27 protein-coding genes, 1 other RNA gene and 1 pseudogene are annotated in these 26,102 nt (G+C 38.5%); 20 read left to right on the forward strand and 9 right to left on the reverse strand.

All coding sequences use genetic code 11. From position 1 onward, the window contains the following. Positions 1 to 371 precede the first annotated feature (371 nt). Both ACTG7X_RS06000 and ACTG7X_RS06005 read left to right on the forward strand, forming a co-directional pair. Entirely contained in the window at positions 372 to 1,010 is a 639-nt protein-coding gene (locus ACTG7X_RS06000; protein WP_439257623.1) for a hypothetical protein, read from the forward strand. A gap of 204 nt (positions 1,011 to 1,214) precedes the next feature. Next, positions 1,215 to 1,763, forward strand: coding sequence for a hypothetical protein (locus ACTG7X_RS06005; RefSeq protein WP_439257624.1), 549 nt, complete (start codon positions 1,215 to 1,217; stop codon positions 1,761 to 1,763). Between the two features lie 34 nt (positions 1,764 to 1,797). On the opposite strand, the gene ACTG7X_RS06010 is transcribed toward ACTG7X_RS06005, so the two are convergent. Then, positions 1,798 to 3,699 carry a hypothetical protein gene (locus ACTG7X_RS06010; RefSeq protein WP_439257625.1) on the reverse strand — a complete coding sequence of 634 codons (1,902 nt, stop codon included), beginning with the start codon at positions 3,697 to 3,699 and terminating at the stop codon, positions 1,798 to 1,800. Positions 3,700 to 4,017: 318 nt separating this feature from the next. Between ACTG7X_RS06010 and ACTG7X_RS06015 the strand changes: the two genes are divergently transcribed. Next, on the forward strand, positions 4,018 to 4,902 hold the full coding sequence (locus tag ACTG7X_RS06015) for an Rpn family recombination-promoting nuclease/putative transposase (protein WP_439257626.1): 885 nt from the start codon (positions 4,018 to 4,020) through the stop codon (positions 4,900 to 4,902). 81 nt (positions 4,903 to 4,983) lie between these two features. Here the strand turns inward: ACTG7X_RS06015 and ACTG7X_RS06020 are convergent, their stop codons facing one another. Both ACTG7X_RS06020 and ACTG7X_RS06025 read right to left on the reverse strand, forming a co-directional pair. Next, complete coding sequence (locus tag ACTG7X_RS06020; protein ID WP_439257627.1) at positions 4,984 to 5,535, reverse strand: elongation factor P hydroxylase; 552 nt, start codon at positions 5,533 to 5,535, stop codon at positions 4,984 to 4,986. A 20-nt stretch (positions 5,536 to 5,555) separates the two neighbouring features. Continuing rightward, positions 5,556 to 5,765, reverse strand: coding sequence for a hypothetical protein (locus ACTG7X_RS06025; RefSeq protein WP_439241744.1), 210 nt, complete (start codon positions 5,763 to 5,765; stop codon positions 5,556 to 5,558). A 419-nt stretch (positions 5,766 to 6,184) separates the two neighbouring features. Between ACTG7X_RS06025 and ACTG7X_RS06030 the strand changes: the two genes are divergently transcribed. The 11 genes and pseudogenes from ACTG7X_RS06030 to ACTG7X_RS06080 all read left to right on the forward strand — a co-directional run bounded on the left by ACTG7X_RS06030 (position 6,185) and on the right by ACTG7X_RS06080 (position 13,618). Next, positions 6,185 to 7,093, forward strand: coding sequence for a lysine exporter LysO family protein (locus ACTG7X_RS06030; protein ID WP_439257628.1), 909 nt, complete (start codon positions 6,185 to 6,187; stop codon positions 7,091 to 7,093). A 108-nt stretch (positions 7,094 to 7,201) separates the two neighbouring features. Next, positions 7,202 to 7,567, forward strand: a transfer-messenger RNA (tmRNA) gene (gene ssrA, locus ACTG7X_RS06035). A gap of 449 nt (positions 7,568 to 8,016) precedes the next feature. Then, positions 8,017 to 9,267 (forward strand): integrase arm-type DNA-binding domain-containing protein, encoded by a 1,251-nt coding sequence (locus ACTG7X_RS06040; RefSeq protein ID WP_439257629.1) that lies wholly within the window; start codon positions 8,017 to 8,019, stop codon positions 9,265 to 9,267. A 56-nt stretch (positions 9,268 to 9,323) separates the two neighbouring features. Next, positions 9,324 to 10,229 carry a hypothetical protein gene (locus ACTG7X_RS06045; protein WP_439257630.1) on the forward strand — a complete coding sequence of 302 codons (906 nt, stop codon included), beginning with the start codon at positions 9,324 to 9,326 and terminating at the stop codon, positions 10,227 to 10,229. 179 nt (positions 10,230 to 10,408) lie between these two features. Next, a pseudogene (locus ACTG7X_RS06050) lies at positions 10,409 to 10,625 on the forward strand (helix-turn-helix transcriptional regulator). Next, a complete protein-coding gene (locus tag ACTG7X_RS06055) occupies positions 10,585 to 10,800 on the forward strand; it encodes a hypothetical protein (protein ID WP_439257655.1) in 216 nt (71 codons plus the stop codon). The pseudogene ACTG7X_RS06050 and the gene ACTG7X_RS06055 overlap by 41 nt, the downstream one beginning before the upstream one ends. After that, entirely contained in the window at positions 10,797 to 11,129 is a 333-nt protein-coding gene (locus ACTG7X_RS06060) for a hypothetical protein (protein ID WP_439257631.1), read from the forward strand. Before ACTG7X_RS06055 ends, ACTG7X_RS06060 begins: the two co-directional genes overlap by 4 nt. A gap of 68 nt (positions 11,130 to 11,197) precedes the next feature. Further along, on the forward strand, positions 11,198 to 11,656 hold the full coding sequence (locus ACTG7X_RS06065; protein ID WP_439257632.1) for a hypothetical protein: 459 nt from the start codon (positions 11,198 to 11,200) through the stop codon (positions 11,654 to 11,656). Positions 11,657 to 12,035: 379 nt separating this feature from the next. Next, positions 12,036 to 12,467, forward strand: a complete 432-nt coding sequence (locus ACTG7X_RS06070) for a terminase small subunit (RefSeq protein ID WP_439257633.1) — start codon at positions 12,036 to 12,038, stop codon at positions 12,465 to 12,467. A gap of 505 nt (positions 12,468 to 12,972) precedes the next feature. Then, a complete protein-coding gene (locus ACTG7X_RS06075) occupies positions 12,973 to 13,284 on the forward strand; it encodes a type II toxin-antitoxin system RelE/ParE family toxin (protein ID WP_439257634.1) in 312 nt (103 codons plus the stop codon). Between the two features lie 10 nt (positions 13,285 to 13,294). Then, complete coding sequence (locus ACTG7X_RS06080) at positions 13,295 to 13,618, forward strand: addiction module antidote protein (protein ID WP_439257635.1); 324 nt, start codon at positions 13,295 to 13,297, stop codon at positions 13,616 to 13,618. Between the two features lie 199 nt (positions 13,619 to 13,817). On the opposite strand, the gene ACTG7X_RS06085 is transcribed toward ACTG7X_RS06080, so the two are convergent. Further along, positions 13,818 to 14,180 carry a YbaN family protein gene (locus tag ACTG7X_RS06085; RefSeq protein ID WP_439257636.1) on the reverse strand — a complete coding sequence of 121 codons (363 nt, stop codon included), beginning with the start codon at positions 14,178 to 14,180 and terminating at the stop codon, positions 13,818 to 13,820. Between the two features lie 111 nt (positions 14,181 to 14,291). On the opposite strand from ACTG7X_RS06085, the gene prlC reads away from it, so the two are divergent. Together prlC and ACTG7X_RS06095 are read left to right on the forward strand one after the other, a co-directional pair. Continuing rightward, positions 14,292 to 16,328, forward strand: a complete 2,037-nt coding sequence (gene prlC, locus ACTG7X_RS06090; protein ID WP_439257637.1) for an oligopeptidase A — start codon at positions 14,292 to 14,294, stop codon at positions 16,326 to 16,328. 13 nt (positions 16,329 to 16,341) lie between these two features. Next, positions 16,342 to 17,091 (forward strand): SDR family oxidoreductase, encoded by a 750-nt coding sequence (locus ACTG7X_RS06095; protein ID WP_439257638.1) that lies wholly within the window; start codon positions 16,342 to 16,344, stop codon positions 17,089 to 17,091. Positions 17,092 to 17,212: 121 nt separating this feature from the next. Here ACTG7X_RS06095 and ACTG7X_RS06100 read toward each other — a convergent pair whose 3' ends face one another. Together ACTG7X_RS06100 and mdh are read right to left on the reverse strand one after the other, a co-directional pair. Beyond that, positions 17,213 to 17,650: a hypothetical protein gene (locus tag ACTG7X_RS06100; protein ID WP_439257639.1), complete on the reverse strand. Its 438-nt coding sequence runs from the start codon at positions 17,648 to 17,650 to the stop codon at positions 17,213 to 17,215. Positions 17,651 to 17,714: 64 nt separating this feature from the next. Continuing rightward, positions 17,715 to 18,647, reverse strand: coding sequence for a malate dehydrogenase (mdh, locus tag ACTG7X_RS06105; protein WP_439257640.1), 933 nt, complete (start codon positions 18,645 to 18,647; stop codon positions 17,715 to 17,717). Between the two features lie 201 nt (positions 18,648 to 18,848). On the opposite strand from mdh, the gene argR reads away from it, so the two are divergent. From argR to ACTG7X_RS06125, 4 genes are read left to right on the forward strand one after another with little or no spacing between them, the layout of a single operon-like run. Then, positions 18,849 to 19,316 carry a transcriptional regulator ArgR gene (gene argR / locus ACTG7X_RS06110; protein WP_439243579.1) on the forward strand — a complete coding sequence of 156 codons (468 nt, stop codon included), beginning with the start codon at positions 18,849 to 18,851 and terminating at the stop codon, positions 19,314 to 19,316. After that, positions 19,316 to 20,236 carry a TIGR01777 family oxidoreductase gene (locus tag ACTG7X_RS06115; RefSeq protein WP_439257641.1) on the forward strand — a complete coding sequence of 307 codons (921 nt, stop codon included), beginning with the start codon at positions 19,316 to 19,318 and terminating at the stop codon, positions 20,234 to 20,236. The genes argR and ACTG7X_RS06115 overlap by 1 nt, the downstream gene beginning before the upstream one ends. A gap of 35 nt (positions 20,237 to 20,271) precedes the next feature. Continuing rightward, complete coding sequence (locus tag ACTG7X_RS06120; protein ID WP_439257642.1) at positions 20,272 to 21,531, forward strand: PqiA/YebS family transporter subunit; 1,260 nt, start codon at positions 20,272 to 20,274, stop codon at positions 21,529 to 21,531. Beyond that, positions 21,509 to 24,166: an MlaD family protein gene (locus ACTG7X_RS06125; protein WP_439257643.1), complete on the forward strand. Its 2,658-nt coding sequence runs from the start codon at positions 21,509 to 21,511 to the stop codon at positions 24,164 to 24,166. Before ACTG7X_RS06120 ends, ACTG7X_RS06125 begins: the two co-directional genes overlap by 23 nt. A gap of 76 nt (positions 24,167 to 24,242) precedes the next feature. Here ACTG7X_RS06125 and grxD read toward each other — a convergent pair whose 3' ends face one another. The 3 genes from grxD to ACTG7X_RS06140 all read right to left on the reverse strand — a co-directional run bounded on the left by grxD (position 24,243) and on the right by ACTG7X_RS06140 (position 25,894). After that, on the reverse strand, positions 24,243 to 24,569 hold the full coding sequence (grxD, locus tag ACTG7X_RS06130; RefSeq protein ID WP_439243589.1) for a Grx4 family monothiol glutaredoxin: 327 nt from the start codon (positions 24,567 to 24,569) through the stop codon (positions 24,243 to 24,245). A gap of 109 nt (positions 24,570 to 24,678) precedes the next feature. Beyond that, positions 24,679 to 25,476 (reverse strand): TPM domain-containing protein, encoded by a 798-nt coding sequence (locus ACTG7X_RS06135; RefSeq protein WP_439257644.1) that lies wholly within the window; start codon positions 25,474 to 25,476, stop codon positions 24,679 to 24,681. Beyond that, positions 25,454 to 25,894 (reverse strand): TPM domain-containing protein, encoded by a 441-nt coding sequence (locus tag ACTG7X_RS06140; protein ID WP_439257645.1) that lies wholly within the window; start codon positions 25,892 to 25,894, stop codon positions 25,454 to 25,456. Before ACTG7X_RS06140 ends, ACTG7X_RS06135 begins: the two co-directional genes overlap by 23 nt. Positions 25,895 to 26,102: the final 208 nt, after the last annotated feature.

Raw genomic sequence — 26,102 nt, forward strand, 5'->3', positions numbered from 1 at the left:
AAAAAGGACACCTTTTACAGTGTCCTTCCCTTTACGACCTAAGCCGAAATTTAGCGCTCTAAGGCGATTGGGTTTATTATAAGATCGGTTTCATCATTTTTCAACAATATCATTGATGAAAATTAACCCCGCACTTACGTACGGTGCTAAGCATAAACACGCTACGCCGTAGCTAAATCACACCAAATGCGGAGCATCGTCACTATGCTTAGCCCTGTACGTGAGTGCAGGGCATTTCGCCCTACCACTTATCACTTCATCAATTTATTTTGTATATATTTCAATCGCAACTTGTGCAAAAAAAAAAACAATGATAAAATGCAAAAAATCTTGGTTACATATTGTTATTGTATACATTTATTGGAGAACATATGGAAATTTCATCATATATTACTGAAATCTTAACACAATTGCCATCTATTGTATCCATTGGTGGTCTTTTATATAAAGTTAGAAGGGATTGCATCAAAAATCAAAAAGACTATCTTCGAGAATTAAAAGATTATGAAGAAGCACTTTCTCGCTTTGCGATTGATTCAAATGATATTTTAAAAGAGCTTTGTACTAAACAAAAAAAATACCCCAATATAACCAATGAACATATTCTAGCAAGATTTAGACAAATAACACATCGAATAGTTAATGCTAACGTTTATTTAACCTTTAAGTCAATTAGAATTGAAGCTGAAGAAAGGAATAATAAATATTCTAAAAAATTTTTATACGACCAAAACCTAGCTAAAGAAATTAAACAAAAATCCGAAAATCTTAAAATATTTAAAGATAATATCTGTATATCAAGAACAATATTTAGAAATAAAATAAATTCTAAGGTAGAAAATGAAGATATAAAAAACACAAAAATTCTACTCGAAAAAACTGTTAAAACATATACTGAATCAATAGTAACTAATACTAAATCAATAGTAACTGACAAAGCTAAATCGAAACCAATGCCATCTATTCTGGATTTATATAACGAATTGACTAATAGGAAAAATTCGGAATAAGAATACGGCGTAGACCAAACTGTTATAACTTAGTGTTGATGATTTGGGTGTTTTCCCTGATTATATTTACAAGGTATGTATTTTTAAATTAATTTTCAAATTTTTTTGTAAATAATTAAAAAAATATCTTCCATTTATTTTAATCTACGATAACATCCAAATTATTAATAATACAAAACAATAAATAATAAAAAGGAGTAAATTATGAAACTTCTCAAAACAATTTTAGTAGGTTCTTTATTTTTAATTTCCCAAAATGTTTTTGCTTATGGTTGCCAAGATGTGTTTAAACCTAAAGTAAGTTATTGCAACCAAGATGGTTCAAGATTATATTATTATGCTGAAGTCACCAAAGAAATGAAAAATATTAAAAGCACTTTTAGGGGAAAGACTTACACTTATAAAGATTTAATTCAGCCTTTAAATCCTGATGAATTAGTAGGATATAAAGAATTTTCAGAAGATATAAGAAATTTTAGAAGAGAACTAGAAAATAAATTGAATTCTTTAACAGAAAAACAATTTATGCAAGTTTTAAAAATTAGAGGTGATTATCTAGAGAAAATTTTAGATAAAAGATTATATAGCCATTCTGTAATTACAGCTTTAGAAACTATAGATAGTAAAATAATATCTCTTTTTGATAAATTCAATGTAAGTCAAGAAAATAGAGAATTATTTAAAAAAGGTTCATCTGAAAAACACAAAACCTTAAAAATAATGGAAGAATATATCAAGATGGTAACATATTAAATTAAAAAGCAATAATATATTATTGCTTTTATTTTTAACTATTAAACCCACTATTATTTATAGTATTGCCAGAAGTTAGATCATCTTCTTTATTAGGATTTTTTCCTTTTAAATTTTCTTGTACTATGAATGAATTAGTATTTTTGTTATTATAAACCTTTGCAATTTCTCTTGATTGTTCTATATCTGCTATAGCCAATATTTTATTTTCACTTTCACTAATATGACTAATTTTATCATTTTTTTTGTAATATTCTTGTGTTAATTGATCAACTTCATTAGAATTTAATTGAGTAATATTGTAAAATTTATCCAAAAGGTCTTTGGTCTTTATTTTCACAACTTCACCATTAATGGACAGTGAATATTTATTTTTCTTATATTCTTCTTGTTTTAATAAATCTAATATTATAATATCTTTATCAGTTAATTCTTCACCACTATTCAACCTTTTAAACATATCATAAACATCAAGAGATTTAATCCCTTCACCTTTACCAATATAATTTTCTACTGCCATTGCAACAGTGTAATAATTATCCTTTTCTGCTTGATAATGCTTAAAAAACTTATTATTTATTTTAGTGTTATCTGGCTTAATAGCTGGATTATTTTCCAAGTCTTTATCTAATTGACTAATGATCCTTGCTGTGGCTGCTTCATCAAAGTTCATCCCTTCAAGCACTGTTTTAAACAGATAATGATCATTGCCAAAGGCTTGGCTCTTGGCATATAAATTCCTAAAGAAAGCATTATTGATCACATCTTCTTTAGCATCTTTATCCCCTGCTAAATAAAGGATTAGTTGTGAATTTAATAATTGACCTATTCTAGTTTCCTGTTCAGCCTTAACTAAATTGATAATATCCCATTTAGAGTGAGAATTAAACTTCTGATACATATCAATCATAGTGTCTAATTTACTGCTTAAATTCTCATAAATAATATGAGCAGGTTTATTAAATATATCATTTGTTTTTAAATGGCCAGTAGTAAAAAGGTTTTTGAACCAACCTTTATCATTAAGTGGGGCTTCTTTGAGTGCTTCATTAACAAATAATTTAGAAGAGATAAAATTTAAAGTGTTTCTTTGTTCTGCTGTGGCATAAGGTGCAATTTTTTCATCAATAAATGCTTTTAATCTTATTTTTTCTTCAAGAGTATCTGGATTTATAATGACTTTTCCATCTTTTAAAGAAATATGTTCACTCAACTCTTTATTACCTAAAATTAATTCTATTGTATTTATTATTTCATTTTCTGTTTCAGGTGTAGGATCATAGCCTGTACATTCTCTAATAAATCTTTTACCTTTTCTAGTTTTAAAAAAATTGTGAAGTTCTTTTCTCTGTTCTGGAGACATACTCACATAAAGTTTATGTGCTTCTTCTTTATTTTCTTTATTATTACCAGACATTGCATTAAGCATACTACTAGCCACAGTCTCTTTTACAGGCTCTTCTTTTAAATCTAACTTAGATATATTTTCTCTAAGTGCCTTAGTAATTTTAATTTGTGTTTCTACATCAACTTTCTTCCATTCACTAGGCTCTGTTAAATGCTGAATTACATATTGAACTAATTCAAATCCTTTCAACATATTCAACTGTTGCAAATTAAATTGCTGACTGGCTTGATTTTCTTGCTTTTGTTTTTTATTTTCTTCTTTTTTTTCTTCTGTAACCTGTACATTATTTCCAGCCAATATTTGCTGAAGTTGTTTTAATTGGAGTTGGTGAGTTTCTGCTATTTTTTGGAAATTTGGATTGTCTTTTAATTTGGTTTCCATTTGGCTTAATAAATGTTTTTTCAGGTCAATAGACAAAGGCATATTGGCCACCACATTCATAACATTAAACACCTGTTCAAGATCAGTTTCATTGGCTAATTCAGGGATTTGGGCAATAAATTGCTGAAGATTAAAATTCTGGCTCATAGGTTATTTTTTATCTTAGTTTTGCTGGATTATTGTTATTTTAGGATATTTTGTAAACAAATCCTAAAATCATCAACACTTAGTTATAACATGTTGGGAAAAGGGGGATACAATGATTGGAAAAGTTTAATTTTTTCCACCGCACTCCACTGTTTAAAGACAAAAACTGCACATCTACCCAAATTTATTATCGTAAAAACCTCATGTCGGGAACCCCTTTCACCCCACTTTTGTGATCTTGATTCCAAATTTGATATGCCATTGTGGCATTTAAATTGCTTTTCTTCTATATTCCGCCAAAACAACAGGAGAACCCAAATGAACCTCAAACCCACTCGCTACATAGATCTCACCACCGACTACGGTTTTAAACGTATTTTCGGCACAGAAGTCAACAAAGATTTACTCATTGCTTTTCTAAACGAAATTTTCAAAGATCGCAAAGTGATTCAAGACTTAATCTACAACCCAAACGAACACCAAGGCGACAGCATTGAACAAGGTGCGGTGATTTTTGACCTCACTTGCACCGCTGAAAACGGTGAACAATTTATTATCGAAATGCAATGCAGTTCGCAAGTGAATTTGAAGAAACGTATGTTATACTATGGCAGTAAACTGATTGCCGACCAAGCCCCCAAAGGCGAACGGCGTTTTTGGAACTATAACATCAGCGAAGTCTATGTGATTGTGCTAATGGATGGTTTTCGCTTAACCCATCAAACCGAACAATATTTGCACGACATTGCATTATGTGATAGAAATACAGGAACGGTATTTTATGAAGATTTGGGGTTTACTTATATTGAATTATTGAACTTCAATAAAACAGAAACCGAATTACAGGGCGATTTGGACAAATGGCTGTTTGTATTAAGAAACATTTCCAAACTAGACAAACTCCCCGAATTCCTCAGCAAACCCGTATTTGAAAAAGTATTCAAAATCGCCGAATACGTCCAACTAAGCAAAGGAGAACGAGATATGTACAACGTCAGCTTAAAACGCAAATGGGATGAATATTCTTTGTTAGAATCTGCGAAAATTGAAGGATGGCAAAATGGTAAGTTAGAAGGGAAATTAGAAGGAAGATTAGAAGGCATTTACGAAACAGCTAAAAATATGCTGGCTTATAATATGGATCCGCAAATGGTGGCGAAGATCGTAAATTTGCCACTAGAAGAAATTAGAAAACTATCTTGATTTGAAAACGTTTTTAGCCTAAATCAGCAAACGAATAGGTAAATACAAAAGGCGGACGAATATGTCCGCCTGTTGAAATAACTAAATCCGACTCACATCAAACTTCGCCAGATCAATCCGATCTTCCGTACCATAAAATGCACACAAGGCTTTGCGTAAGGTTTCTGCTCGTTTTGGTAAGCCTTTTTCAGCGTAGATTTTAACTTGTTCATACACGGCTTGTTTAAACGGCATGGTATCCCCGACTTCACCATTTAAATTATCTGAACTGGCAAAATAACGAAAATTGGCCGCAGTAGATAAAATCCATTCTAGCGCTTGAGGTTTGACTTCCGCTTGTTCAAAATCCCGTTGGCGTTGTTCAGAGCGGCCGTCAGGTTCATACCAATAACCAAAATCTTCCAGTTTACGGCGTTCTTTGCCCGCCACGAGCCAATGTGCAATTTCGTGCAAAGCGCTACTGTAAAACCCTCGGGCAAAATGGATCGCATGGTAAGGCACTTGATCATTCGCCGGTAAATAAATCGGTTCATCACCGCCTTTGATTAATTTGGTGTTAAATTCGCTATAAAAACATTGATTAAAAATGGCAATAATATCGTCTAATTGATGGATCTCTGAATCTGGTTGCATAAGATTGTTCCTTACCTATTTTAAAACGTATAAATATTGTTATTTAACTCGGAAATGAATTTATCACGTTGTTGGTATTGTGTTTCATTTAACAGAAAAAAAGGCAAACAAAGCCAACTTGGCTGTTTTATTAGATAGCTTAATAAACGTAATACTGGAATAGAAATTTCGCTATCATATTCATCCAATAAGATCATGATACCAAAGATAAATAAAACAATCTCCATCATGAAAGCTAACCATGTTGCAAATATAAAATTACTCCCCAAAGAAACCGGCACCCACAAATTGATAAGGCTGACGATCAGGATCAAAATAAGATACATATCAAGTCGTAGTTTGCGAAAACGTGGGATAAGGCGAATAAGAATAAAAATACTCACAACGAAAGAATTAATCATGGTTTTTCCTTGATAAAATTAATGCGATTATGCTTAGGGAGAGGGGAGAACTTGGGTTGGATTATAGCATAATTTAGGGCAAATTTCCATGTAAAAATAATCGTCGTAAACCCTCTTGATGAGGAAGCAATACATGCCGATATAAAGTATGTTTATCTCGATATTCACACTGTTTCTGTTCACAAAAACAAAATAACAAGGTAATATCTTGTGTATCGCCACGCCGCCATTTTTGTACAAGGAAAATTATGCTTGAAGGCTTACTTATTGTGTTAATTCCCATGTTATTGGGCTATTTAATTAAATCAAAAAATCACGCATTTTTAACCGCAGTTAATCGCATTGTGATGTTACTGCTCTACGTGATTTTATTTGTCATGGGCGTTTCCCTTGGGCAACTTGAGGATGTGGCGCATAAATTACCAGTCATCGGTTTTTCGGCGTTTACCTTTAGTGTCTGTATTATTACTTGTAATATCATTGGGTTAGTCAGCTTTGATAAACTTAACCCCAAACCACTCAAACATTTGGGACATAATATTCCGCCCCGTTGGAAATTACTGTTAGACAGTGCCAAATTATGTTCCATGGTGTTCATTGGCTTTTTTGTGGGCTTATTCACCAAAGGCACCATTCATTTACCTTTCGGCACTAGCACCTATGTCTTAATAGCTTTAATTTTCTTTGTCGGTATTCAACTACGCAATAACGGTATTTCACTACGTGACGTCTTATTCAATAAACGAGGCATTTATACTGGACTGATTATGATCGTCACCTCCTTAATCGGTGGCCTGATTTCCGCTTGGCTGCTCAATTTACCGATGACACAAGGACTTGCCATTTCCTCAGGTTTGGGGTGGTATTCCTTGTCCAGCGTGGTAATCAATAACGCTTGGGGCGCTGAATTTGGCAGTATTGCCTTTTTTAACGATCTCTCTAGAGAAATTATTAGCCTCTTTGTGATTCCTTTTTTTATGTTTAACTATCGCTCCACCGCCGTCGGCCTTGCGGGTGCCACGGCGTTAGATTGCACCTTACCGATTATTCAGCGTTCTGGTGGCATGGAGGTTGTCCCTCTTGCGATTAGTTTTGGTTTTGTAACGAATATTGCCCCGCCGATTTTGTTGGTATTTTTCTCCTCCATTCCCTTATAAAAATTGGTAAAAATTGACCGCACTTTAAGCAACTGGAACATAATCCAAAAAGTGCGGTGCATTTCACTTTAATTTTTTCCTCATCTCTGTTACACTGATCAAACTTTTGGGGCTGATTTTGGATTCGACGGGATTGGCAAAGTCCAAAGTGCACGTCAAGGTGCGGTAGGCCTTGTAAATAAACCGCAAAATAATAGTCGCAAACGACGAACAATACGCTTTAGCAGCTTAATAACCTGCATTTAGCCTTCGCTCCCTAGCTTCCGCTCGTAAGACGGGGATCAAGCGGAGTCAAACCAAAACGAGATCGTGTGAACGCTTCGGCTTGGAGATCGAAACACTAAATTAAATCAAGCTAGTTTATTCTTCGCGTGTCTGTCCGCAGGGGGTAAGCGAAATTAAAGACTGACTAAACGTGTAGTACTGAAGATAGAGTAATTTCGGACGCGGGTTCAACTCCCGCCAGCTCCACCAGAACACAATTTTACACCGTCCAAAGACGCACAAAAAAGCCTTATTTCACAACGATTTAAGGCTTTTTTATTGCCTTTTTCGGTATTATGCGGTATTATCAAATCCAGTGATTTATGTAACATCAGATGTAACATCGCTACTAAATGCCAAAAATTGATGTTACATAAACCGTGATAAACCCTTATATTACAAGGCTTACAGCGTTTTCTGTTATGCCTTTTCTGATGTTACATAGCAAAACAAGCTAATTTCAGAAAGCCTTGTGAATACGGGGTCTAGTGCGGTTTTAGCAAAAGTTTAAATTTAGCCAAAATTCTAAAATTTAGCCTTGATGTTACATAAATCTAAAAGCTGATGTTACATAAAATGGCTTGAAGCCTTATTCTACAAGGCTTGAGAGTCTATGTAATTGTTCAATTCTGATGTTACATACCTGAAAGGGGGAAATTATGGCACGGACTACCGCACTTAATGACACGCAAATTAAGAAAGCCAAACCACAAGATAGCGAATATAATCTTGCTGACGGGCAAGGGCTTTACTTACGCATAAAAACGAACGGATCAAAGTTATGGGTATTCAATTATCAACGCCCTTACACCAAAAAACGTAATAACTTGAGTTTTGGCACTTACCCCGAAATCAGCCTAGCACAAGCGAGAGAAAAGCGGTTAGAGTTTCGCAGTCTATTGGCTCAAGATATCGATCCACAAACGCACATTCAAGCAATCCAAGCCGAGAAATCCGCCGAACTTAACAACACCTTTGAAAATATTGCGTGGCAATGGTTAGAACACCGCAAAAACCGTGCGAATTTTTCAGCAAGCTACGCAAATGACGTTAAACGGCTTATAGAGCGGATTTTACTCCCAGCCTTTGGAAAGTATCCAATTACTCAAATCAACGCCCCTATAGCGTTAAAAGCGTTTAAACCGCTCCAAGAAAAAGGAACGCTAGAAACCTTGAAGCGTTCTATTCAAAAGCTCAATGAAATAATGACGTTCGCCCTACACCGTGAAATTATCCCTTACAACCCTACAGCAAATCTTTCAAAAGAATTTGACAGCCCACGGGTGGAACATTTCAAAACCTTGAAGCCTGAAGACCTAGGGGAATTTCTGTTCACGCTGAATAACGCTCAAATCAAGCTACAAACACGCTATTTGATTTTGTGGCAATTGTTGACAATGACACGCCCGAATGAGAGTGCTACCGCCAAATGGGCGGATATTGACGAAAAAGCCCGAATCTGGACGGTAACCATTAACAAGGGAATCAAAGAAACCGACAACGGGCGAGAACACAAAATCACCCTTTCATGGCAAGCCCTAGCCTTATTGCGAGAAATTAAAAAATTGAGTGGTGGCAAAGAATACCTGTTCCCTAGCACAAAAGACCCTAAAACGCACACCAACACGCAAACCGCAAATGCGGCGATTAAACGCATGGGCTATCACGGAAAACTGGTAGCACACGGTTTACGAGCGATAGCAAGCACCTATTTGAATGAACAAGGGCATAATCCCGAATTAATCGAAGTTGCCCTGTCACATATTAATCAAGATAAAGTGCGAATGGCATACAACCGAGCGGATTATTTACCACAACGCTTTAAACTGCTCCAAGCATGGGCGGACTTTGTAGATCAATGTTCAAATGGGGCATTGCCTGAATATCATTTGAAAATTGTGAATGGGTAAAGTGCGGTGGAAAATGGGCGAAATTTTTAATTTAATTTGAATAGGTGAGGTAATTTATGATTGATATTAAGGGCGATTTATTAGCACTCAAACAACAGAGAGAGCGTGATTATATTTCCATTCCTGATTTTATTGAAGACATTAAAAAGAAAGGTTCTGCTAATTTCTATTATGAAGTTGCTAATTGGCTTTTAGCGAAACTTTATAATAATAATCCTGACAATTTTGATCTTCGTACTTCACAGGATTGCTATAACTGGGCTTGTGAAAATGAAATAGCTGTTTATACCTTGCCTGATAGCTTATATAAAGAGCCTGAAAAATGCTTAATTAACATATTTTTTAATGCGTTATCTAAATTAGAATACAATCAAAATGAATTGATTTTTTCTACTTTATATGAACTGTTAGGTTCTGATTATTATGATTATTACTTAAAACGTGATCAAATTTATAGTTATTTAAATATTGCTGATGAAGACAAAGATAATGACAGTGTTGAGAAAAATCAAATTCAAGAAAAAATAATGACCTTATCATGGGCACTAACCAAAACAGATGAATTTGTAAAGAATACCGATATTAATAAAAGCCCCGTTGGAACAGCTGAAAGATTTGTATTTGAACAAACAATCAAAAATAAAAATGAACGAATAGCCGAATTAGAAAAGCAACTAGCCGATCTTCAAAATTCAACAGCACCAACAACCGAAACAGAAACCATAAATCAAAGTGTGGTAAATAATAATGAGTTTTTTATTTATGGGCATAGTTCAGAGTTGCTTGAAATATTAATGAAAGCCTGTAAAGAATTTTGGCAGAATTATCAAACACCGCCTAAAAATTCAGTTATTGAAAGTTGGATTGAGGCAAATTATCCAATTAAAGAATACCCCTATGTTAGTAAATCAGTACGCCAATATATTGCTACAATCCTACGACCACAACCCAAAATCAGATAATCTTTAGGGTCAGACTTAGTCCGACCCTTTTTTTATATCCTAAGACTTAGACCCTATCAGACCTAGTCCGATCTAGTTTTCACTTGATCACGCCATTACAATTTTTCTCAACCTATCGCACACCACCAGCACCGATAGGCATTATTTAAACCATTCAATCAAAATAAGGAAAAAACACAATGAGCGAAATTCTCAATAAAATTCTTCGTAGAACACAAGTATTAGCAATGCTAGGCGTAAGCTGTTCCACAATGGCAGACTGGGAAAATCCCAAATCTAAACGCTACCGCCCAGACTTCCCGAAAAAAAATCTCACTAGGGGCTAATTCTATTGGATACCTTGAAAGTGAAATCAATGCGTATATTGAACAGTTGGCAAGCCAACGGATTAACTAAGGGGGAGCAAATGAACAACGACCGCTGGCAAATAATCGCCTACCGAGAAAATCAAAAACCGTTGATTATTGGCTCAATGCCATTTAACCAACAATTATTTTCAATCTTACAACAAGCTCAAGAAAACAAACATTATCAAGCCATTGTGCTAAAACGTATGGGAGAAACCAAATGAGAAAAGACAAAAAAGCCGACCAAATGGAACGGGTAGCCGTGCTATTACTCAAAAATCCAAAAGGTATAACAACACTAGAAGCCACGTTTAAAGAATATTTGCCTCACTGTAGAAACAAAGTAAACGAGTTGGAACACTTGCTAAATGTGAAATTTAACCGAGTATGGGAAAAGACAGCAGACGGCACGGGGCAATATTACCGTTACTCCATTCCAAACCGTGAAACCGCTGAAATATTGGCAGACTATGCCACCGATAAAGCTAGGGAGCGTGGAGCAGTGATTTTCAATGAAAGCCAACTACTCCACATTTTAGAGCGTTTCGCTTAATCAAATTCACCGCCCCTTGTGAGTGTGAGAAGTTACTAGGGGCGATTTAATCAAGCAAAGGTTATTATATGTCAAAAACCATGAATCACAAAGGCAGACGGAAAACAGATCCATTTGTGGCACTACCTAAAAACATGATGAACAGCACCGCTTTTAAACGCTTGTCACCCGTTGAAAACAAGGTTTTTATTCATCTTTGTGCGGAATATAACGGCAAAAATAACGGCAATATTACCTTGCCTTATAACCGTGTGAATGAATTTGATTTATCCCGTCAAACGCTTTCTAAAGCCCTAAAATCACTCACAGAAAAAGGGTTTATCAAAGTGAGCCGACAAGGAGAACGGGGCAAATTGAGCCTTTACGCCCTGACACATTTAGAAATTAATGAATGCCTAAATAAATATGGTTTAAGCGTTCATCATTTAAAGCCTACCACCAAAGCAAGCAATGAATGGCGAGAGTATGATAGAGAGCTAAAAGAGCGGTTACAAGCGAAAAATGCCACGTCAAAAGGGGGAAATTAACGTTTTTTCATGTTAAAAATTTTAACGTCAATGGTTAAAAAATTTAACGTCAATGACAAAAAATAATCAATATCTGTACAAAAAATGATTTTGACGTTAAAAAAATAGACTGCTTTTTAGGTTTTTGACGTTAAAAAATTTAACGTGTTTATATATATACCATACATACTAGGAATTTATTATAGTGACATAGAAAGAAAAAATAGAAATTCCAACATCAAGAAATGCCATAATTAAAGGGCTAAAACATGGGAGGGTCATTTTTTGGTTCAAATTTGCGTTAAAATAGCAAAAAATGAAATAGCAAGATAACAGCAAGATTTTACAATATCAAAGCAAAATTGAGCATTATCACTGCCAAAACAGGAAAGATGAACAAATGACCACACTCACCCCAAAACAAGAAAATTTCTGCTTGTTTTACGTTGAAACAGGCAACGCCAGCCAAGCCTACCGCCAAGCCTACAGCGTGGAGCAAATGAAACCTGAAAGTATTCACCGCAAAGCCAAGGAGCTATTAGACAACGGCAAGATCACGGCAAGGATTGAGCAGTTACAAGCGGACAATGTGGCACGCCATAAAATCACCGTGGACAATCTGCTTGATGAGCTAGATCACATTTACAAAGTAGCCTTGAGCCAAGTAATCCCACAATGTTCTGTAGCTGTATCCGCTGTTATGGGAAAAGCCAAGCTGTTAGGTTTTGACAAACCGAAAGCGGATAATGAAGAAATTCAGCATTTGCCTACAACAATAATGCTTGTTGCCCCTACCCCTGAAGAAATCGCCGAGATGAAAAAACAAGCATAATTTACACCGCAGTTTTAACCAATCCTAACTCTAGGGGTGGTAAAAAAGTTCAAAGAAAAAGCCCAGCACACCGCCCGTGAAACGTTATCATGTGAACATAGAACAACTAACGCTTTAACTTTACAGCCTAGAGATAATCTAGGCTTTTTTATACGGATTTTGAAGTTGATAGATGTTGATAGATGGTGAGGTCATACTGATAAAATATAAAAGGTACTCCCTAGGGGATACCCCATTCCACGGGGTAACGGACTCACGAAGAAAGGCAGTTTTTCGCATTTTTTAACCGTCATCAACATTCAGGCTTTCAACACCTTGACAGAGAAGACTTTTATTCTTTCACAATAAACTTTCAGTGAAAAATGAATACTTTTCACTGAATCGAATTTCACATTTTTCAACCGTCATCAAGATGAGGCTATTTTGTGATTTTTCCAATATTGAGCAAATGAAGTGCTTGCTTGTTTGTAGTGAAAACATTACAATATAACCCAAAGGGGGGAACGTGAATAAAATCAAGCAAACAACCGAATTTAAACGGTGGTTTAAGGCGGTGAAAGACCCGATTGCGAAAATCGCCATAACAAAACGCATTGAGCGAGCAATGATAGGCAATTTTGGCGACCATAAAAGCCTAGGTGGTGGACTGTATGAAATGCGAATTGATACAGGCAAGGGCTACCGTGTTTACTACACTCAACATGGCGAAATTATTTATATTTTGCTCAATGGGGGGGACAAATCCAAACAGCAAGCAGATATTGACAAAGCCAAGGTAATATTGGCAGACATTAAAACAGGTAAATTAATCATATAGGACGGCATACATGGAAAACAATATAGACATTTCCCCTGAAATGATAGAAAAATACGGAATCACTACCTTTGATGTAGCGGAATATTTAGAGAATGATGAACTTATCGCATTATACCTAGCAGAAACCTTACACACTGGTACGGATGAAGAATTTATCCAAGCCTTAAACACTGTAGCGAGAGCGAAAGGCATGAATGAGTTAGCTCAAAAATCAGGCATTGGCAGAGAGAGCCTATATCAAACTCTTTCATCCAGCAAGCCCCGTTTTGAAACCGTGCGAAAAATTCTTGACGGGCTGAATATTGAGTTAGTGCCACGGATAAAGACGGCTTGAAAAACAAGCCAAAATTTAACCGCGGTTTTGAATAACGGATAATTTAAAAATGGGGACACTTTGAATTAAAGTAACACTGTAAGTAACACTGGAGAAAATCTGAATTAGAAAAATCCAGTATCTACAAGGGTTCAAAGCACTCAATTCAGATGACGCCAGCCCATAAGGCCTTGAATATCAACGATTCAAGGCCTTTTTATTATTCTTCATCCAACGTCTTAATCCAAAAGAAAAAGAACCAATACTCAATCAGCAATAAAATCACAATACAAATGCGTCCGTAAATCGGCGTAAAATAAAAGCTAATCGCCATCATCACCGTAGACAGGGTCAAAATAGAGATTTTGGATTTTTTAGTTAACGCCCGTTGTTCATCAAAAGATTTAAGGTGTTTTTTGTAAATGTCTGTTTGCAAAAACCAAGCGTGTAGGCGAGGCGAGCTTTTGCCGAAGAAAAATAACGCCAGCAATAAAAACGGTGTGGTGGGCATGACGGGCAAAAATGCCCCAATAACGCCTAAGCCAATACAAAGAAATCCTAATCCAATATATAAAAAACGCATTCTTTTTCCTTATAAAATTAACAATGTCTGCTTGATTTGTTACAATTCATCACAATATAACAGTAATTATATCGAAATAAAAATTAATATTAATTATTAAAGGAATAAATTATGACAAATCCATTATTGGAAAACAACTCACTTCCGCCATTTTCTCGCATTGAACCGCAACATATTCAGCCGGCGGTGGAAAAATTAATTCAAGATTGCCGTGATGTGACAGAACAAGTGTTAAAACAACCGCAGTTTAGTTGGGCGAATTTTTATCAGCCGTTAGCCGAAGTCAATGATCGCTTGAGCAAAGCATGGTCGCCTGTGGGGCATTTAAATGCGGTGAAAAATAGCCCAGAATTGCGAGATGCCTATCAATCCTGTTTGCCGTTGTTGTCGGAATATGGCACTTGGGTGGGGCAACATAAGGGCTTGTATGAGGCTTATTTAAGCTTAAAAAATAGCCCTGAATTTGCTCGCTATTCGGTGGCACAAAAGAAAGCCATTGAAAATAGTTTGCGTGATTTTGAATTGTCGGGTATCGGCTTACCTGCAGAACAACAAAAACGCTACGGCGAAATTGTGGCTCGTTTGTCAGATTTAAAATCTCAATTTAGCAATAATGTGTTAGATGCCACCATGGGGTGGGAAAAGCTCATTAGTGATGAAAAAGATCTCGCAGGCTTGCCTGAAAGTGCCTTGCAATTAGCTAAACAATCAGCTGAAAGCAAGGGGCAAACGGGCTATCGTTTCACCTTGGAAATGCCAAGTTATTTGCCTGTGTTGACCTATTGTGAAAACCAAGATTTGCGAGAAGAAATGTATCGGGCTTATGTGACCCGAGCCTCGGAACAAGGCCCGAACGCAGGGAAATGGGATAATTCAGCGATTATGGAAGAAATTTTGAGCTTGCGTTTGGAGCTGGCCAAATTGCTTGGCTTTGAGCATTACACTGATCTTTCCCTTGCCACCAAAATGGCAGAAAATCCGCAGCAAGTGTTGGATTTTTTAGAGAATTTAGCCACCCGATCCAAAGCTCAAGGGGAAAAAGAGTTAAGCGAACTGAACGCCTTTGTAAAAGAAAATTATCAAGTGAGCGAACTCAATCCTTGGGATATTGCCTTTTACAGCGAAAAACAAAAACAAGCCTTATACGCTATTAATGATGAAGAACTTCGCCCTTATTTTCCCGAAGATCGGGTACTTTCAGGCTTATTTGAGCTAATTAAACGCATTTTCAATATTCGTGCGGTAGAGCGTTTTGATGTAGAAACCTATCACAAAGACGTGCGTTTCTTTGATTTAATCGACCAAACCAACGAAGTGCGAGGCAGTTTCTATTTGGATTTATATGCCCGTGAGCATAAACGGGGCGGAGCGTGGATGGACGATTGTATTGGTCGTAAACGCCAAGCTGACGGCTCAATCCAAAAACCTGTCGCCTATTTAACCTGTAATTTCAACGCCCCTGTGGGCGATAAGCCTGCCTTGTTCACCCATGATGAAGTGACTACCCTATTCCACGAATTTGGGCATGGCATTCATCATATGCTGACGTTGATTGATGTAGGTGACGTGTCAGGTATTAACGGCGTGCCTTGGGATGCGGTGGAATTGCCGAGCCAATTTTTAGAAAATTGGTGTTGGGAAGAACAAGCCCTTGCATTTATTTCAGGGCATTACCAAACAGGCGAGCCGTTGCCAAAAGAAAAATTAAGCCAATTAATCAAGGCAAAAAATTTCCAAGCCGCCATGTTTGTGTTACGCCAATTAGAATTTGGTTTATTTGATTTCCGCCTACATCACCATTATCAAACAGGCAAAGCCAACCAAATTTTGGACACCTTAAAAGCGGTGAAAAACCAAGTCGCCGTGATCAAAGGTGTAGACTGGGCAAGAACCCCACACAGCTTTAGCCATATTTTCGGCGGCGGTTATTCCGCAGGGTATTACAGCTATTTGTGGGCAGAAGTGTTATCTGCTGATGCCTATTCTCGCTTTGAAGAAGAAGGCATTTTCAACCCTGTCACAGGGCAATCTTTCTTAGATGAAATCTTGACCCGTGGCGGCAGTGAAGAACCTATGCAGCTATTTGAACGCTTCCGTGGGCGTAAGCCGAATTTAGAGGCGTTATTGCGTCACAAAGGAATTCAATAATAAGGAGATTTTTATGAGTATTTTAGTTACTGGTGCATCTGCAGGATTTGGTAAAGCGATTTGCCGAACACTGGTTAAAGCAGGTTACAACGTTATCGGTGCAGCACGACGCTTAGATAAATTGCAAGATTTGCAAGTAGAATTAGGAGAGCATTTCTATCCCCTTGTCATGGATGTATCAAAAACAGCCGAAATTGACACCGCACTTTCTAGCCTACCAGCAGACTGGGCAAACATTGATTTACTGGTGAATAATGCGGGTTTGGCATTAGGCTTGGAAACCGCCGATAAAGCCCATTTTGAGGATTGGCTTACCATGATTAACACCAATGTTATCGGCTTGAGCTATTTAACTCGCCAAATTTTGCCGAACATGGTTGAACGCAATCAGGGGCATATTATCAATTTAGGTTCTATCGCCGGAAACTATCCTTACCCCGGTGGCAATGTATACGGTGCAACCAAAGCCTTTGTGAAACAATTTAGCTTAAATTTGCGGGCGGATTTGGCAGGCACGGCGATTCGTGTCACCAACGTAGAACCTGGGTTATGTGGCGGAACGGAATTTTCTAATGTGCGTTTTAAAGGCGACGACGAAAAAGCGGCCAATCTGTATAAAGGCACCAATGCCATTCAACCCGAAGATATTGCCAATGCGGTATTATGGATTTATCAGCAACCCGCTCATGTGAATATTAATCGCATTGAAATTATGCCGGTGTCGCAGAGCTTTGCGGCATTGAATGTGGCGAGAGAACAATAGAAACATAAAAACCACGCTTTGCGTGGTTTTTATTTGATAGAACAGTATGACATTTCCGCTCCAATTGCGTGGTGTGAGGGACTGCTCTTTGGTAACTATTCTAATAAAATAACATTTATTGTCAAGTACTAAATAATAATAGCCCTGATTTTTTCCATGTAATTTCTGGGTTATTTCCCTCTTTTGCATACATGCTTGCTATCACATTATATTTGTTACGACCAATGGTTTTATTGGGATGAACAGGAATAATAATGGGATGTTCACCTTTAAGCTCCACTGTCAAAACGATCACGCCTTGTTGTGTCGCTGAACGATAAATAGCTTTTGGATTAAATAATAACTCTTTTATCTTTTTTATATGCGTTGTGGCAATACCATGTTCAAAACAAATTTTGGCAATAGTACTCGCTTTAATGACTAAAGGTAACATTGGAAAATCGGCATGTTTCAATAATAATTCTGGCGTTTCTCCAAGCTCAATAACAATTTCATGAACAGGAATACCATTCATTTCATTTTTAATGATTAAATCCACTAAAGCAGAATAATTACTCATCAGCGATAATTCTTACATAAGATAAATAAAAAAGGGCGTACTAAAATACACCCCCGAAACTCAATTAAGCAATAAATTTCTCGCCTAATTCAATATCCGCTTTTAATTGCGGTAACATGGCTTGTAATTGTTCTTGCTCAAATTGGCTTAATTCACCGATTGGTAACAAACTCTCAACACCTTCACGACCGAAACGTACTGGTTGTGAGAAGAAACGAGCGTATTCGCCGTTGCCTTCCACATAAGCACATTCTACGGCAGTTTCGCCGTTCAAACCACGCACTAAGGCTTGTGTAAAGCGAGCGGCAGCCATGGCCATAGATAAGGTGGCAGAACCTGCACCGGCTTTAGCATTAACGACATCTGTACCCGCATTTTGTACTTTTTTGGTTAATTCCACGATTTCAGCATTATCCCAAGTGGCATATTGTACTTGTGAGAAGATTGGTAAAATAGTGGTGCCTGAGTGGCCGCCGATAACAGGAATGCTGTTACGTTCGACTTCTAAGCCTTTTTGTTCCGCCACAAAGGTTTCCGCACGTAATACGTCTAATGTGGTAATACCGAATAATTTACGTTTGTCGTAAATGCCTGCTTTTTTCAATACTTCAGCGGCAATAGCAACAGTGGTGTTCACTGGGTTAGTGATAATGCCGATGCAGGCTTTTGGTGCAAAGTTTGCGACATTTTGCACTAAATCACGGATAATACCTGCATTGATGTTAAATAAATCGGAACGATCCATACCCGGTTTTCTTGCTACACCCGCAGAGATAATGACCGCATCCGCTCCGGTTAAGGCTTTGCCAATATCTTCGCCCGCATAACCTTCCACTTTCACGGCAGTGGAAATATGGCTTAAATCTTTTGCCACACCAGGGGTCATTGGCGCCACGTCATATAACGCTAACTCGGATCCTGCTGGAAGTTGTAATTTCAATAAAAGTGATAATGGTTGACCGATACCACCTGCTGCACCTAAAACGGCAATTTTCATGGTTTTCTCCTTAAATATAAAAGTATGATGGATTGCTAATAGTTTATGCCTTGTGTGCAAATAATTCAAACATCAAAATGCAATTTTGCGATCTAGCTCAAGTTTTTATGAATTTATTTGTTTACACGTAAATTTTTATTGCTTAATTGTGAATTTTTATGCAAAATTTATGCAACGCTTTCTCTAATACATAAAGAAATGATGATGGATACAAAAAATGATAGCCTGATGACGGCATTTAAAGATCTGTTGGCACAAGAAAAATTTGGTTCGCAAATTGAAATTGTGAATGCGTTGCAAGCGCTCGGCTTTAATACCATTAACCAATCCAAAGTGTCACGTATGTTGAGCAAATTTGGCGCCGTGCGTACACGCAACACTCGCATGGAAATGGTCTATTGCTTGCCGAATGAATTAAGCGTGCCGAATACCAGTAGTCCGTTAAAAAATTTGGTGTTAGATATTGATCATAATGATTTATTGGTGGTGATTAAAACCAGTCCTGGGGCAGCGCAATTAATTGCACGCCTGTTGGATTCCGTAGGCAAAACCGATGGCATTTTAGGCACCATTGCAGGTGACGATACGATTTTTATCACGCCGACCTTGAACACGAGCATTAAACAGTTGATCGCCAATATTCAACAGCTTTTTGAGAGTTCGTTATAATGCGAATATTGATCACGGGCGGTACAGGCTTAATTGGGCGTGAATTGGTGAAACGCTGGTTGGATCAGCAATATCAAGTCACCCTACTCTCTCGTTCAATTCCAAAAGCTCTTGCCTTATTTCAATCCCATCGCTTTTTTGAACGATTAAGTGCGGTGGAAGATTTGTCTGTTTTTAGCGATTTAAATGACTTTGACGCCGTAATTAATTTGGCGGGCGAGCCAATTTTTGATAAACCTTGGACAGCCCAACAAAAAGATCGCCTGTGGCAAAGTCGACTAAAAATAACCGAAAAATTAACCGCACTTATTAACGCCAGCCAAATGCCACCGACCTGTTTTCTGTCAGGATCCGCTTATGGCTATTATGCCGACAGTGGCGAACAACAGATAAATGAACAACAATCCGCAGGACAAGGCTTTACCGCTCAACTTTGCCAACAATGGGAAAATGCAGCCCAACAAGCCAATACCCGAGTATGTTTATTGCGTACAGGCATGGTCTTTTCCCCGAAAGGCGGGGCATTAGCCAAAATCTTGCCCTTATATCGTTGCGGATTAGGCGGAAAATTAGGCGACGGCAATCAATTTATGCCTTGGTTCGCGCTTGAAGATATGGTCAATGCGATTGATTTTTTACTGCACAATTCAGCCTGCCAAGGCGCTTTTAACCTCTGCTCACCTCAACCAGTGCAAAATAAAACCTTTAATCAATTACTGGCTAAACAGTTACGCCGACCCGCTTGGGCAAGGGTGCCTGCATTTCTATTACGTATTCTGCTTGGAGAACGTGCTAGTTTAGTGTTAGAAAGCCAACGGCTTCATCCTGAAAAGCTCCTTAAACAAGGTTTTTCCTTTCAATATGCGGAACTGTCAAACTATTTACGTGCAACATTTGGCAAATCTGCCATTAATGTATAGAATATGCCTTTATCACCCAAAAACGCACGTTAACTATGCAGAATGTTCCACTTTCAGATCGCCAAATTAATCACATTAGCCGTTGTGGCGAATGTGATGCCTTGGTGGCTGTTTCGCATTTAGCAAAAGGGGAACATGCGGAATGCCCTCGTTGTCATCATGATTTACAATCGGCGGATCGTTGGTCATTAAAACGTTGTGCCATCATTGCCCTTTCCATTCTGATTTTAATGCCTTTTGCGTTAAATTATCCGCTGTTAAGTGTGGATTTGATTGGTTCCCAAGTAAATGCCTCTATTTGGGGCGGGGTATGGAAAATGGCCACCGAGGGATACCCTTACACCGCTTTTTTAATTTTTCTTTGTACGGTGTTTATGCCGATTGCTTTTGCCTTGTTGGTGATTTTATTGCAACTGGCCAAACTCACCAGACAAAAACCCCGCAACCTGTTAATGGCGATTGATTATATTAAACCTTGGGTGATGTTTGATGTGTATTTAGTCGCATTGGGTGTCACCGCCTTTAAAGTGCGGGATTATGCCGCCCTTTCCTTTGATGTCTATTTAATTGCGTTTTTGGCCACAGCGTTGCTGAATACCCTGTTGTTCGCCAAAATTAATCCGAAAGAATTATGGAATGACTTTTACCCGCAACACCTGAAATTATCGGAAATATCCGCAGAAAATCCACCGCACTTTTGCAGCAGTTGTGATTATACCTTTGAGCACCCTATCAAGGATCATAAAGGCAAAGAGCGTTGCCCACGTTGCCATAATGAACCGCATAAAGCCGCTGAAATCAGCTTGCAACAGACTTGGGCAGCCTTGTTAGCGGGAATTGTGATGATTTTTCCGGCCAATATGTTTCCCATTTCCTATATTTCTATGAGCAATATTCCCAGTGGTGACACCTTGATTTCTGGGGTCATTTCGTTTGTTAACATGGGCAGCTATTTTGTCGCTTTCGTGGTATTTTTTGCCAGTATTTTTGTGCCGTTTAGCAAAATTATCATCATGCTCTATTTGTTATTCAGCATTCATTTTAATTGGCGACATTCGATCAAATGGCAAATGCGCTTATTTCATATTGTGCATTTTGTCGGCCGTTGGTCCATGCTCGATTTATTTGTATTGGCCTTAATGATGTCCTTGGTGACACGAGGCCAAATTATTAATTTTTCTGTCGGCCCTGCCGCCATTTATTTCGGCTTATCGGTGTTTTTAACCATGATAGCCACCACTACTTTTGATAGTCGTTTACTTTGGAAAATCTATGACGAAAGAAAATCAACCTGATCTTGCTGTCGCAACACAGCCAGAAAATATTGCCACCGCTAAGGTCCGCAAAACTCGCCGTATTTCGCCGTTTTGGTTATTGCCGATTATTGCGCTAATTATCGGCGCGACCCTGTTCTTTCAAATTATTAAAGAACAGGGGGAAACCGTGCATATTACCTTTGCCAACGGTGATGGCTTAGTGGCCAATAAAACCCAAATTCGCTATCAAGGGCTACAAATTGGGTTAGTCAAAAAAGTCAACTTTACCGACGATTTAAAATTGGTGAAAGTGGAAGCCAGTATTTATCCCGAGGCCAAAACGGTATTACGTGAAAATACCAAGTTCTGGTTGGTGCAACCTAATGCGTCATTAGCGGGCATTTCAGGCTTAGATACCTTAATTTCAGGCAACTATATCACCTTGCAACCTGGGGACGGCGATTACAAATACGATTTTGTGGCAGAAAGTGGTAGCCAAATTGTGCAACTAGCCGAGGGGGATTTACTGATTCATTTATTGTCTGATGATTTAGGATCTATCTCGCAAGGTGCCTCAATTTTCTATAAAAAAATGCCCGTAGGGAAAGTGTTAGATTACCGTTTTACGCCCGATCAAAAACAGGTTGAAATCAATGTGGCCATTGAAAAAGACTATGTGCACTTAATTAAAAAAGACAGCCGTTTCTGGAACATCAGCGGCATTCGTGCCAATGTAGATTTATCCGGTATCAATCTAAATATTGACAGTTTACAAGCCGTGGTGCGTGGGGCGATTACCTTTGATTCGCCAGAAAAAAGTGACGTTGCAGAAAATGAGCAACAATATACGCTCTACCCTGATTTATCCTCGGCGCAACGAGGCATTGAAGTCAATGTAACCCTGCCGGCGGAAAACAATTTCCAAGCGGGAAAAACCGAAGTATTTTATCAAGATATGCAAGTCGGTACCTTAACCTATATGGAAGAGGCGGGGCTTGATAATAATGTACGCAAAGGGAAATTATTATTGGCGCCGAATATGAACGACATTTTACGTAAAAATACCAAAATTGTTGTGCGTTCGCCCAAAGTTGATCTCACCAAGTTAGATAAATTACCTGAACTTTTACGGGGACAATATTTAGACATTATTGCGGGAGATGGCGAACCGACCACCGACTTCACCATTCTCAATGAAAAAGAACTGTTGCTCACACAAGCCAATGCGTTGCAGCTCACCCTCACGGCGCCCGAAACCTATGGTATTCGTCAAGGGCAAGAAGTGTATTACAATAATATCAGTATTGGTCGCTTAGTCGAACAACAAATTGACACCGACGGTGTCGTGTTTAAAGCCGTGATTTTTCCTGAATATCGTGGTTTAATCCATGCGGACACACAATTTATTGCGGCGAGTAATTTTGATATTGCGGTAGGTGTGGATGGCTTGCGTATGCAAGCGCCTGCGGCGGGAAATTGGTTGCAAGGTGGCATTCGCGTGGTTAACCAGTTGAAACAAGGCCACGCCAAAACGCAATATCCGCTTTATAAAGATCAAGAGCATGCGGATATGGGCGTCACTGCCAGCACGTTAAAACCCGCATTAACCTTGAAAAGTACCCAACTTCCGAATATTAGCAAAGGGTCTTTAGTGTTATATCGTCAATATGAAGTAGGCAAAATCTTAGATGTTCGTCCGTTAAAAGATCATTTTGATGTAGACGTGGCCATTTATCCCAAATTTGCCCATTTACTCACCAATAACAGCTTATTCTGGGTTGAAAGTCCGGCACAAATTGACATTACGCCAAAAGGGATCAGCATTCAAGCCAGTCCGATTGCTCGCTCACTGAAAGGCGCCATCAGCTTTGATAACAGTGGCGGAGGCAAAAATCATACCTTATATGCCAATGAGTTAGTGGCCAAATCCGCAGGGCAAGTGATTACGCTCACGGCGGAAGATGCCACCAATTTAAGCAAAGGCATGAGTTTACGCTATATGGGGCTAACCGTTGGTGAAATCGACAGTATTCAGTTAGATAAAAACAATAACAAGATTATTGCGAAAGCCTTGATGAACCCGAATTATATGGGAATCGTTGCCAAAACTGGCAGTGTATTTAAGGTGATTTCGCCGGAAATTTCCGCCAGTGGCGTGGAAAATTTAGACAGTTTATTGCAACCCTACATTGATATTGAAGTCGGGTCTGGTGCGGTGAAAAAACAATTTGTGCTATATGATAAAAATACCCCACAAAACAATAAATTCTTAAAAGGGGTTCCGTTTATTTTAGAAACCGCTGATGCCTCCAATGTTTCACAAGGATCACCGGTAATGTACCGCGGTGTAGATGTGGGGAAAATTCGGCATTTAGAATTAAATAGTCTGGGCGATCGGGTGCTTATTCATATTATTATTGATCCTAAATATGCCCATTTGGTGCGCACTAATTCACAATTCTGGCTCTCCTCTGGCTATACTGCGGGCTTAGGCTGGTCAGGTATTGAAGTCAATACTGGCACCGTGCAACAATTATTGAAAGGCGGAATTTCATTCTCTACCCCATCAGGTACGGTTGTTCAGCCACAAGCCAAAGCAAATCAGCGCTTCCTGTTGCAAATTCGCCGACCTGACGAATCTAAACAGTGGAATTCAGGCACCATGGCAGAATAAGGTCAGCACATACACAAAAGGGCTATTCCTGACACAAGGATTAGCCCTTTTAATATATGGTATAAAACGAAAACGATTATTCTGGGTGACGTTCAGCCACTTCTTTTAATAAGGTTTGTAATTCACCCGCTTGATACATTTCTAAAATAATATCACAGCCACCAATTAACTCGCCCTCGACCCATAATTGTGGGAATGTTGGCCAGTTCGCATATTTAGGTAACTCCGCTCGCACATCTGGATTTTGTAAAATATCCACGTAACCAAAAGGCACTTGGCAGTTAATTAACGCCTCTACCGCACGGGCAGAAAAGCCACAAGAAGGCAATTTGGGGGAGCCTTTCATATAAATTAAAATCGGATTTTCGGCAATTTGTTTTTTGATTTTGTCTAACGTTTCCATTGGATTTCCTTAATAATAAATTCTGTCTGTTAAAGTGCGGTTATTTTAACATAAGTTTTGAGTTTTGTGTAAAAGCTGACTGATTTTATCAACTATGTTTGATGTACGATTACCAGCTACCGCCCGCGCCACCGCCATCAAAACCACCGCCACCGAATCCGCCACCGCTCGATCCGCCACCAAAGCCACCGCCAAAACCGCCCCCGCCACCACGGCGGCGACTGTTTAATACCGAGGCAGCAATAATCGCCGCATTTTGTAAATTATGGTTTGCTGTTGGGCTGATATAAGGTTTACGGCGCCAACTTATTTCACCGAATAAGACAAACAAGATAAAAATCACCACCATAATAAACGGCACAATTTGATCCATGCTATCTTCTTCCACCGCTTGGGCAGCATATTCTCCTTTACTGGCGGCAATAATATGCTCTAAGCCTGAATTGATCCCTTGTGCATATTGGCCCTGTCTAAAATAAGGCAAAATAGCTTGGCGAATGACTTGGGACAAAAAGGCGTCCGTCAACACCCCTTGTAAGCCTTGGCCCGTGGCAATAAACACTTTGCGATCCTCTTTTGCCACTAAAAACAATACGCCATTATTTAATTGCTTGCGCCCAATGCCCCATTTATCCCCTAATTGGGCGGTATATTGTGAAATATCTTCGCCATCCGTGGTCGGAATGATCACCAACGCAATTTGTGAACTGGTTTCTTGACCATATTGAGATAACTTCGTTTCAAAATATTGGATTTCTTGCGCCGATAAGGTCTTGGTGTAATCATTCACATAGCGAAATGGATTGGGCACCTCCGGAAATGTGGTTGCTTTCGCCACAACACTGCACAAAATTAGGCTAAAAAATACCGCGGTTTTCAATAATTTAATCATTAATAATGACCTCATTGGGTAATTCATTCACATCATCTGGTTGAATGGGAAAATACAGAGATAATTCTTGACCAATTTTTTCAATCGCCGCTAACACGCCAAGGGTATATTGTTTTTCTTTAAAATAGCTAATCATTAACTGGCATTGATGTTGCCAAAATTCATCACCGACAAATTGATGAATACCTTGATCGCCAATAATCGAACATTGATGATCTTTATGGGCAATGTAAATCAATACCGCATTACGAGCAGCGGTTTTGTGCATGTCTAATTGATTAAACACCGCCAAAGTGCGGTCTAAAATCAGGGCATTTTTAGGCAAATGGCGCTCGATATAGACACGGAGTTCTGCGGAGGTCTGTTGTTCTAACTCAGCAATGGCGTTTTCAATTTGTTTTTTATCAAAGGGAATTCGGGAAAATAGGGGCATAGTTTTCTTCGTTGTTTTACCCTCACCCTAGCCCTCTCCCAGAGGGAGAGGGGACGGTTTTGGGGCGTGATTTCATTTTGTTTTTACCCCTCACCCTAGCCCTCTCCCAGAGGGAGAGGGGATGGTTTTGGGGCGTGATTTCATTTTGTTTTTACCCCTCACCCTAGCCCTCTCCCAGAGGGAGAGGGGATGGTTTTGGGGCGTGATT

This window comes from Lonepinella sp. BR2271 (genome assembly GCF_051851515.1).
Classification (GTDB): domain Bacteria; phylum Pseudomonadota; class Gammaproteobacteria; order Enterobacterales; family Pasteurellaceae; genus Lonepinella.

Excerpts from the sequence above, each read along its gene's own strand:
- ACTG7X_RS06000 (WP_439257623.1), top strand. The coding sequence starts at position 372 with ATGGAAATTTCATCATATATTACTGAAATCTTAACACAATTGCCATCT.
- ACTG7X_RS06005 (WP_439257624.1), top strand. The coding sequence starts at position 1,215 with ATGAAACTTCTCAAAACAATTTTAGTAGGTTCTTTATTTTTAATTTCC.
- ACTG7X_RS06010 (WP_439257625.1), bottom strand. The coding sequence starts at position 3,699 with ATGAGCCAGAATTTTAATCTTCAGCAATTTATTGCCCAAATCCCTGAA.
- ACTG7X_RS06015 (WP_439257626.1), top strand. The coding sequence starts at position 4,018 with ATGAACCTCAAACCCACTCGCTACATAGATCTCACCACCGACTACGGT.
- ACTG7X_RS06020 (WP_439257627.1), bottom strand. The coding sequence starts at position 5,535 with ATGCAACCAGATTCAGAGATCCATCAATTAGACGATATTATTGCCATT.
- ACTG7X_RS06025 (WP_439241744.1), bottom strand. The coding sequence starts at position 5,765 with ATGATGGAGATTGTTTTATTTATCTTTGGTATCATGATCTTATTGGAT.
- ACTG7X_RS06030 (WP_439257628.1), top strand. The coding sequence starts at position 6,185 with ATGCTTGAAGGCTTACTTATTGTGTTAATTCCCATGTTATTGGGCTAT.
- ACTG7X_RS06040 (WP_439257629.1), top strand. The coding sequence starts at position 8,017 with ATGGCACGGACTACCGCACTTAATGACACGCAAATTAAGAAAGCCAAA.
- ACTG7X_RS06045 (WP_439257630.1), top strand. The coding sequence starts at position 9,324 with ATGATTGATATTAAGGGCGATTTATTAGCACTCAAACAACAGAGAGAG.
- ACTG7X_RS06055 (WP_439257655.1), top strand. The coding sequence starts at position 10,585 with ATGCGTATATTGAACAGTTGGCAAGCCAACGGATTAACTAAGGGGGAG.
- ACTG7X_RS06060 (WP_439257631.1), top strand. The coding sequence starts at position 10,797 with ATGAGAAAAGACAAAAAAGCCGACCAAATGGAACGGGTAGCCGTGCTA.
- ACTG7X_RS06065 (WP_439257632.1), top strand. The coding sequence starts at position 11,198 with ATGTCAAAAACCATGAATCACAAAGGCAGACGGAAAACAGATCCATTT.
- ACTG7X_RS06070 (WP_439257633.1), top strand. The coding sequence starts at position 12,036 with ATGACCACACTCACCCCAAAACAAGAAAATTTCTGCTTGTTTTACGTT.
- ACTG7X_RS06080 (WP_439257635.1), top strand. The coding sequence starts at position 13,295 with ATGGAAAACAATATAGACATTTCCCCTGAAATGATAGAAAAATACGGA.
- ACTG7X_RS06085 (WP_439257636.1), bottom strand. The coding sequence starts at position 14,180 with ATGCGTTTTTTATATATTGGATTAGGATTTCTTTGTATTGGCTTAGGC.
- prlC (WP_439257637.1), top strand. The coding sequence starts at position 14,292 with ATGACAAATCCATTATTGGAAAACAACTCACTTCCGCCATTTTCTCGC.
- ACTG7X_RS06095 (WP_439257638.1), top strand. The coding sequence starts at position 16,342 with ATGAGTATTTTAGTTACTGGTGCATCTGCAGGATTTGGTAAAGCGATT.
- ACTG7X_RS06100 (WP_439257639.1), bottom strand. The coding sequence starts at position 17,650 with ATGAGTAATTATTCTGCTTTAGTGGATTTAATCATTAAAAATGAAATG.
- mdh (WP_439257640.1), bottom strand. The coding sequence starts at position 18,647 with ATGAAAATTGCCGTTTTAGGTGCAGCAGGTGGTATCGGTCAACCATTA.
- argR (WP_439243579.1), top strand. The coding sequence starts at position 18,849 with ATGATGGATACAAAAAATGATAGCCTGATGACGGCATTTAAAGATCTG.
- ACTG7X_RS06115 (WP_439257641.1), top strand. The coding sequence starts at position 19,316 with ATGCGAATATTGATCACGGGCGGTACAGGCTTAATTGGGCGTGAATTG.
- ACTG7X_RS06120 (WP_439257642.1), top strand. The coding sequence starts at position 20,272 with ATGCAGAATGTTCCACTTTCAGATCGCCAAATTAATCACATTAGCCGT.
- ACTG7X_RS06125 (WP_439257643.1), top strand. The coding sequence starts at position 21,509 with ATGACGAAAGAAAATCAACCTGATCTTGCTGTCGCAACACAGCCAGAA.
- grxD (WP_439243589.1), bottom strand. The coding sequence starts at position 24,569 with ATGGAAACGTTAGACAAAATCAAAAAACAAATTGCCGAAAATCCGATT.
- ACTG7X_RS06135 (WP_439257644.1), bottom strand. The coding sequence starts at position 25,476 with ATGAGGTCATTATTAATGATTAAATTATTGAAAACCGCGGTATTTTTT.
- ACTG7X_RS06140 (WP_439257645.1), bottom strand. The coding sequence starts at position 25,894 with ATGCCCCTATTTTCCCGAATTCCCTTTGATAAAAAACAAATTGAAAAC.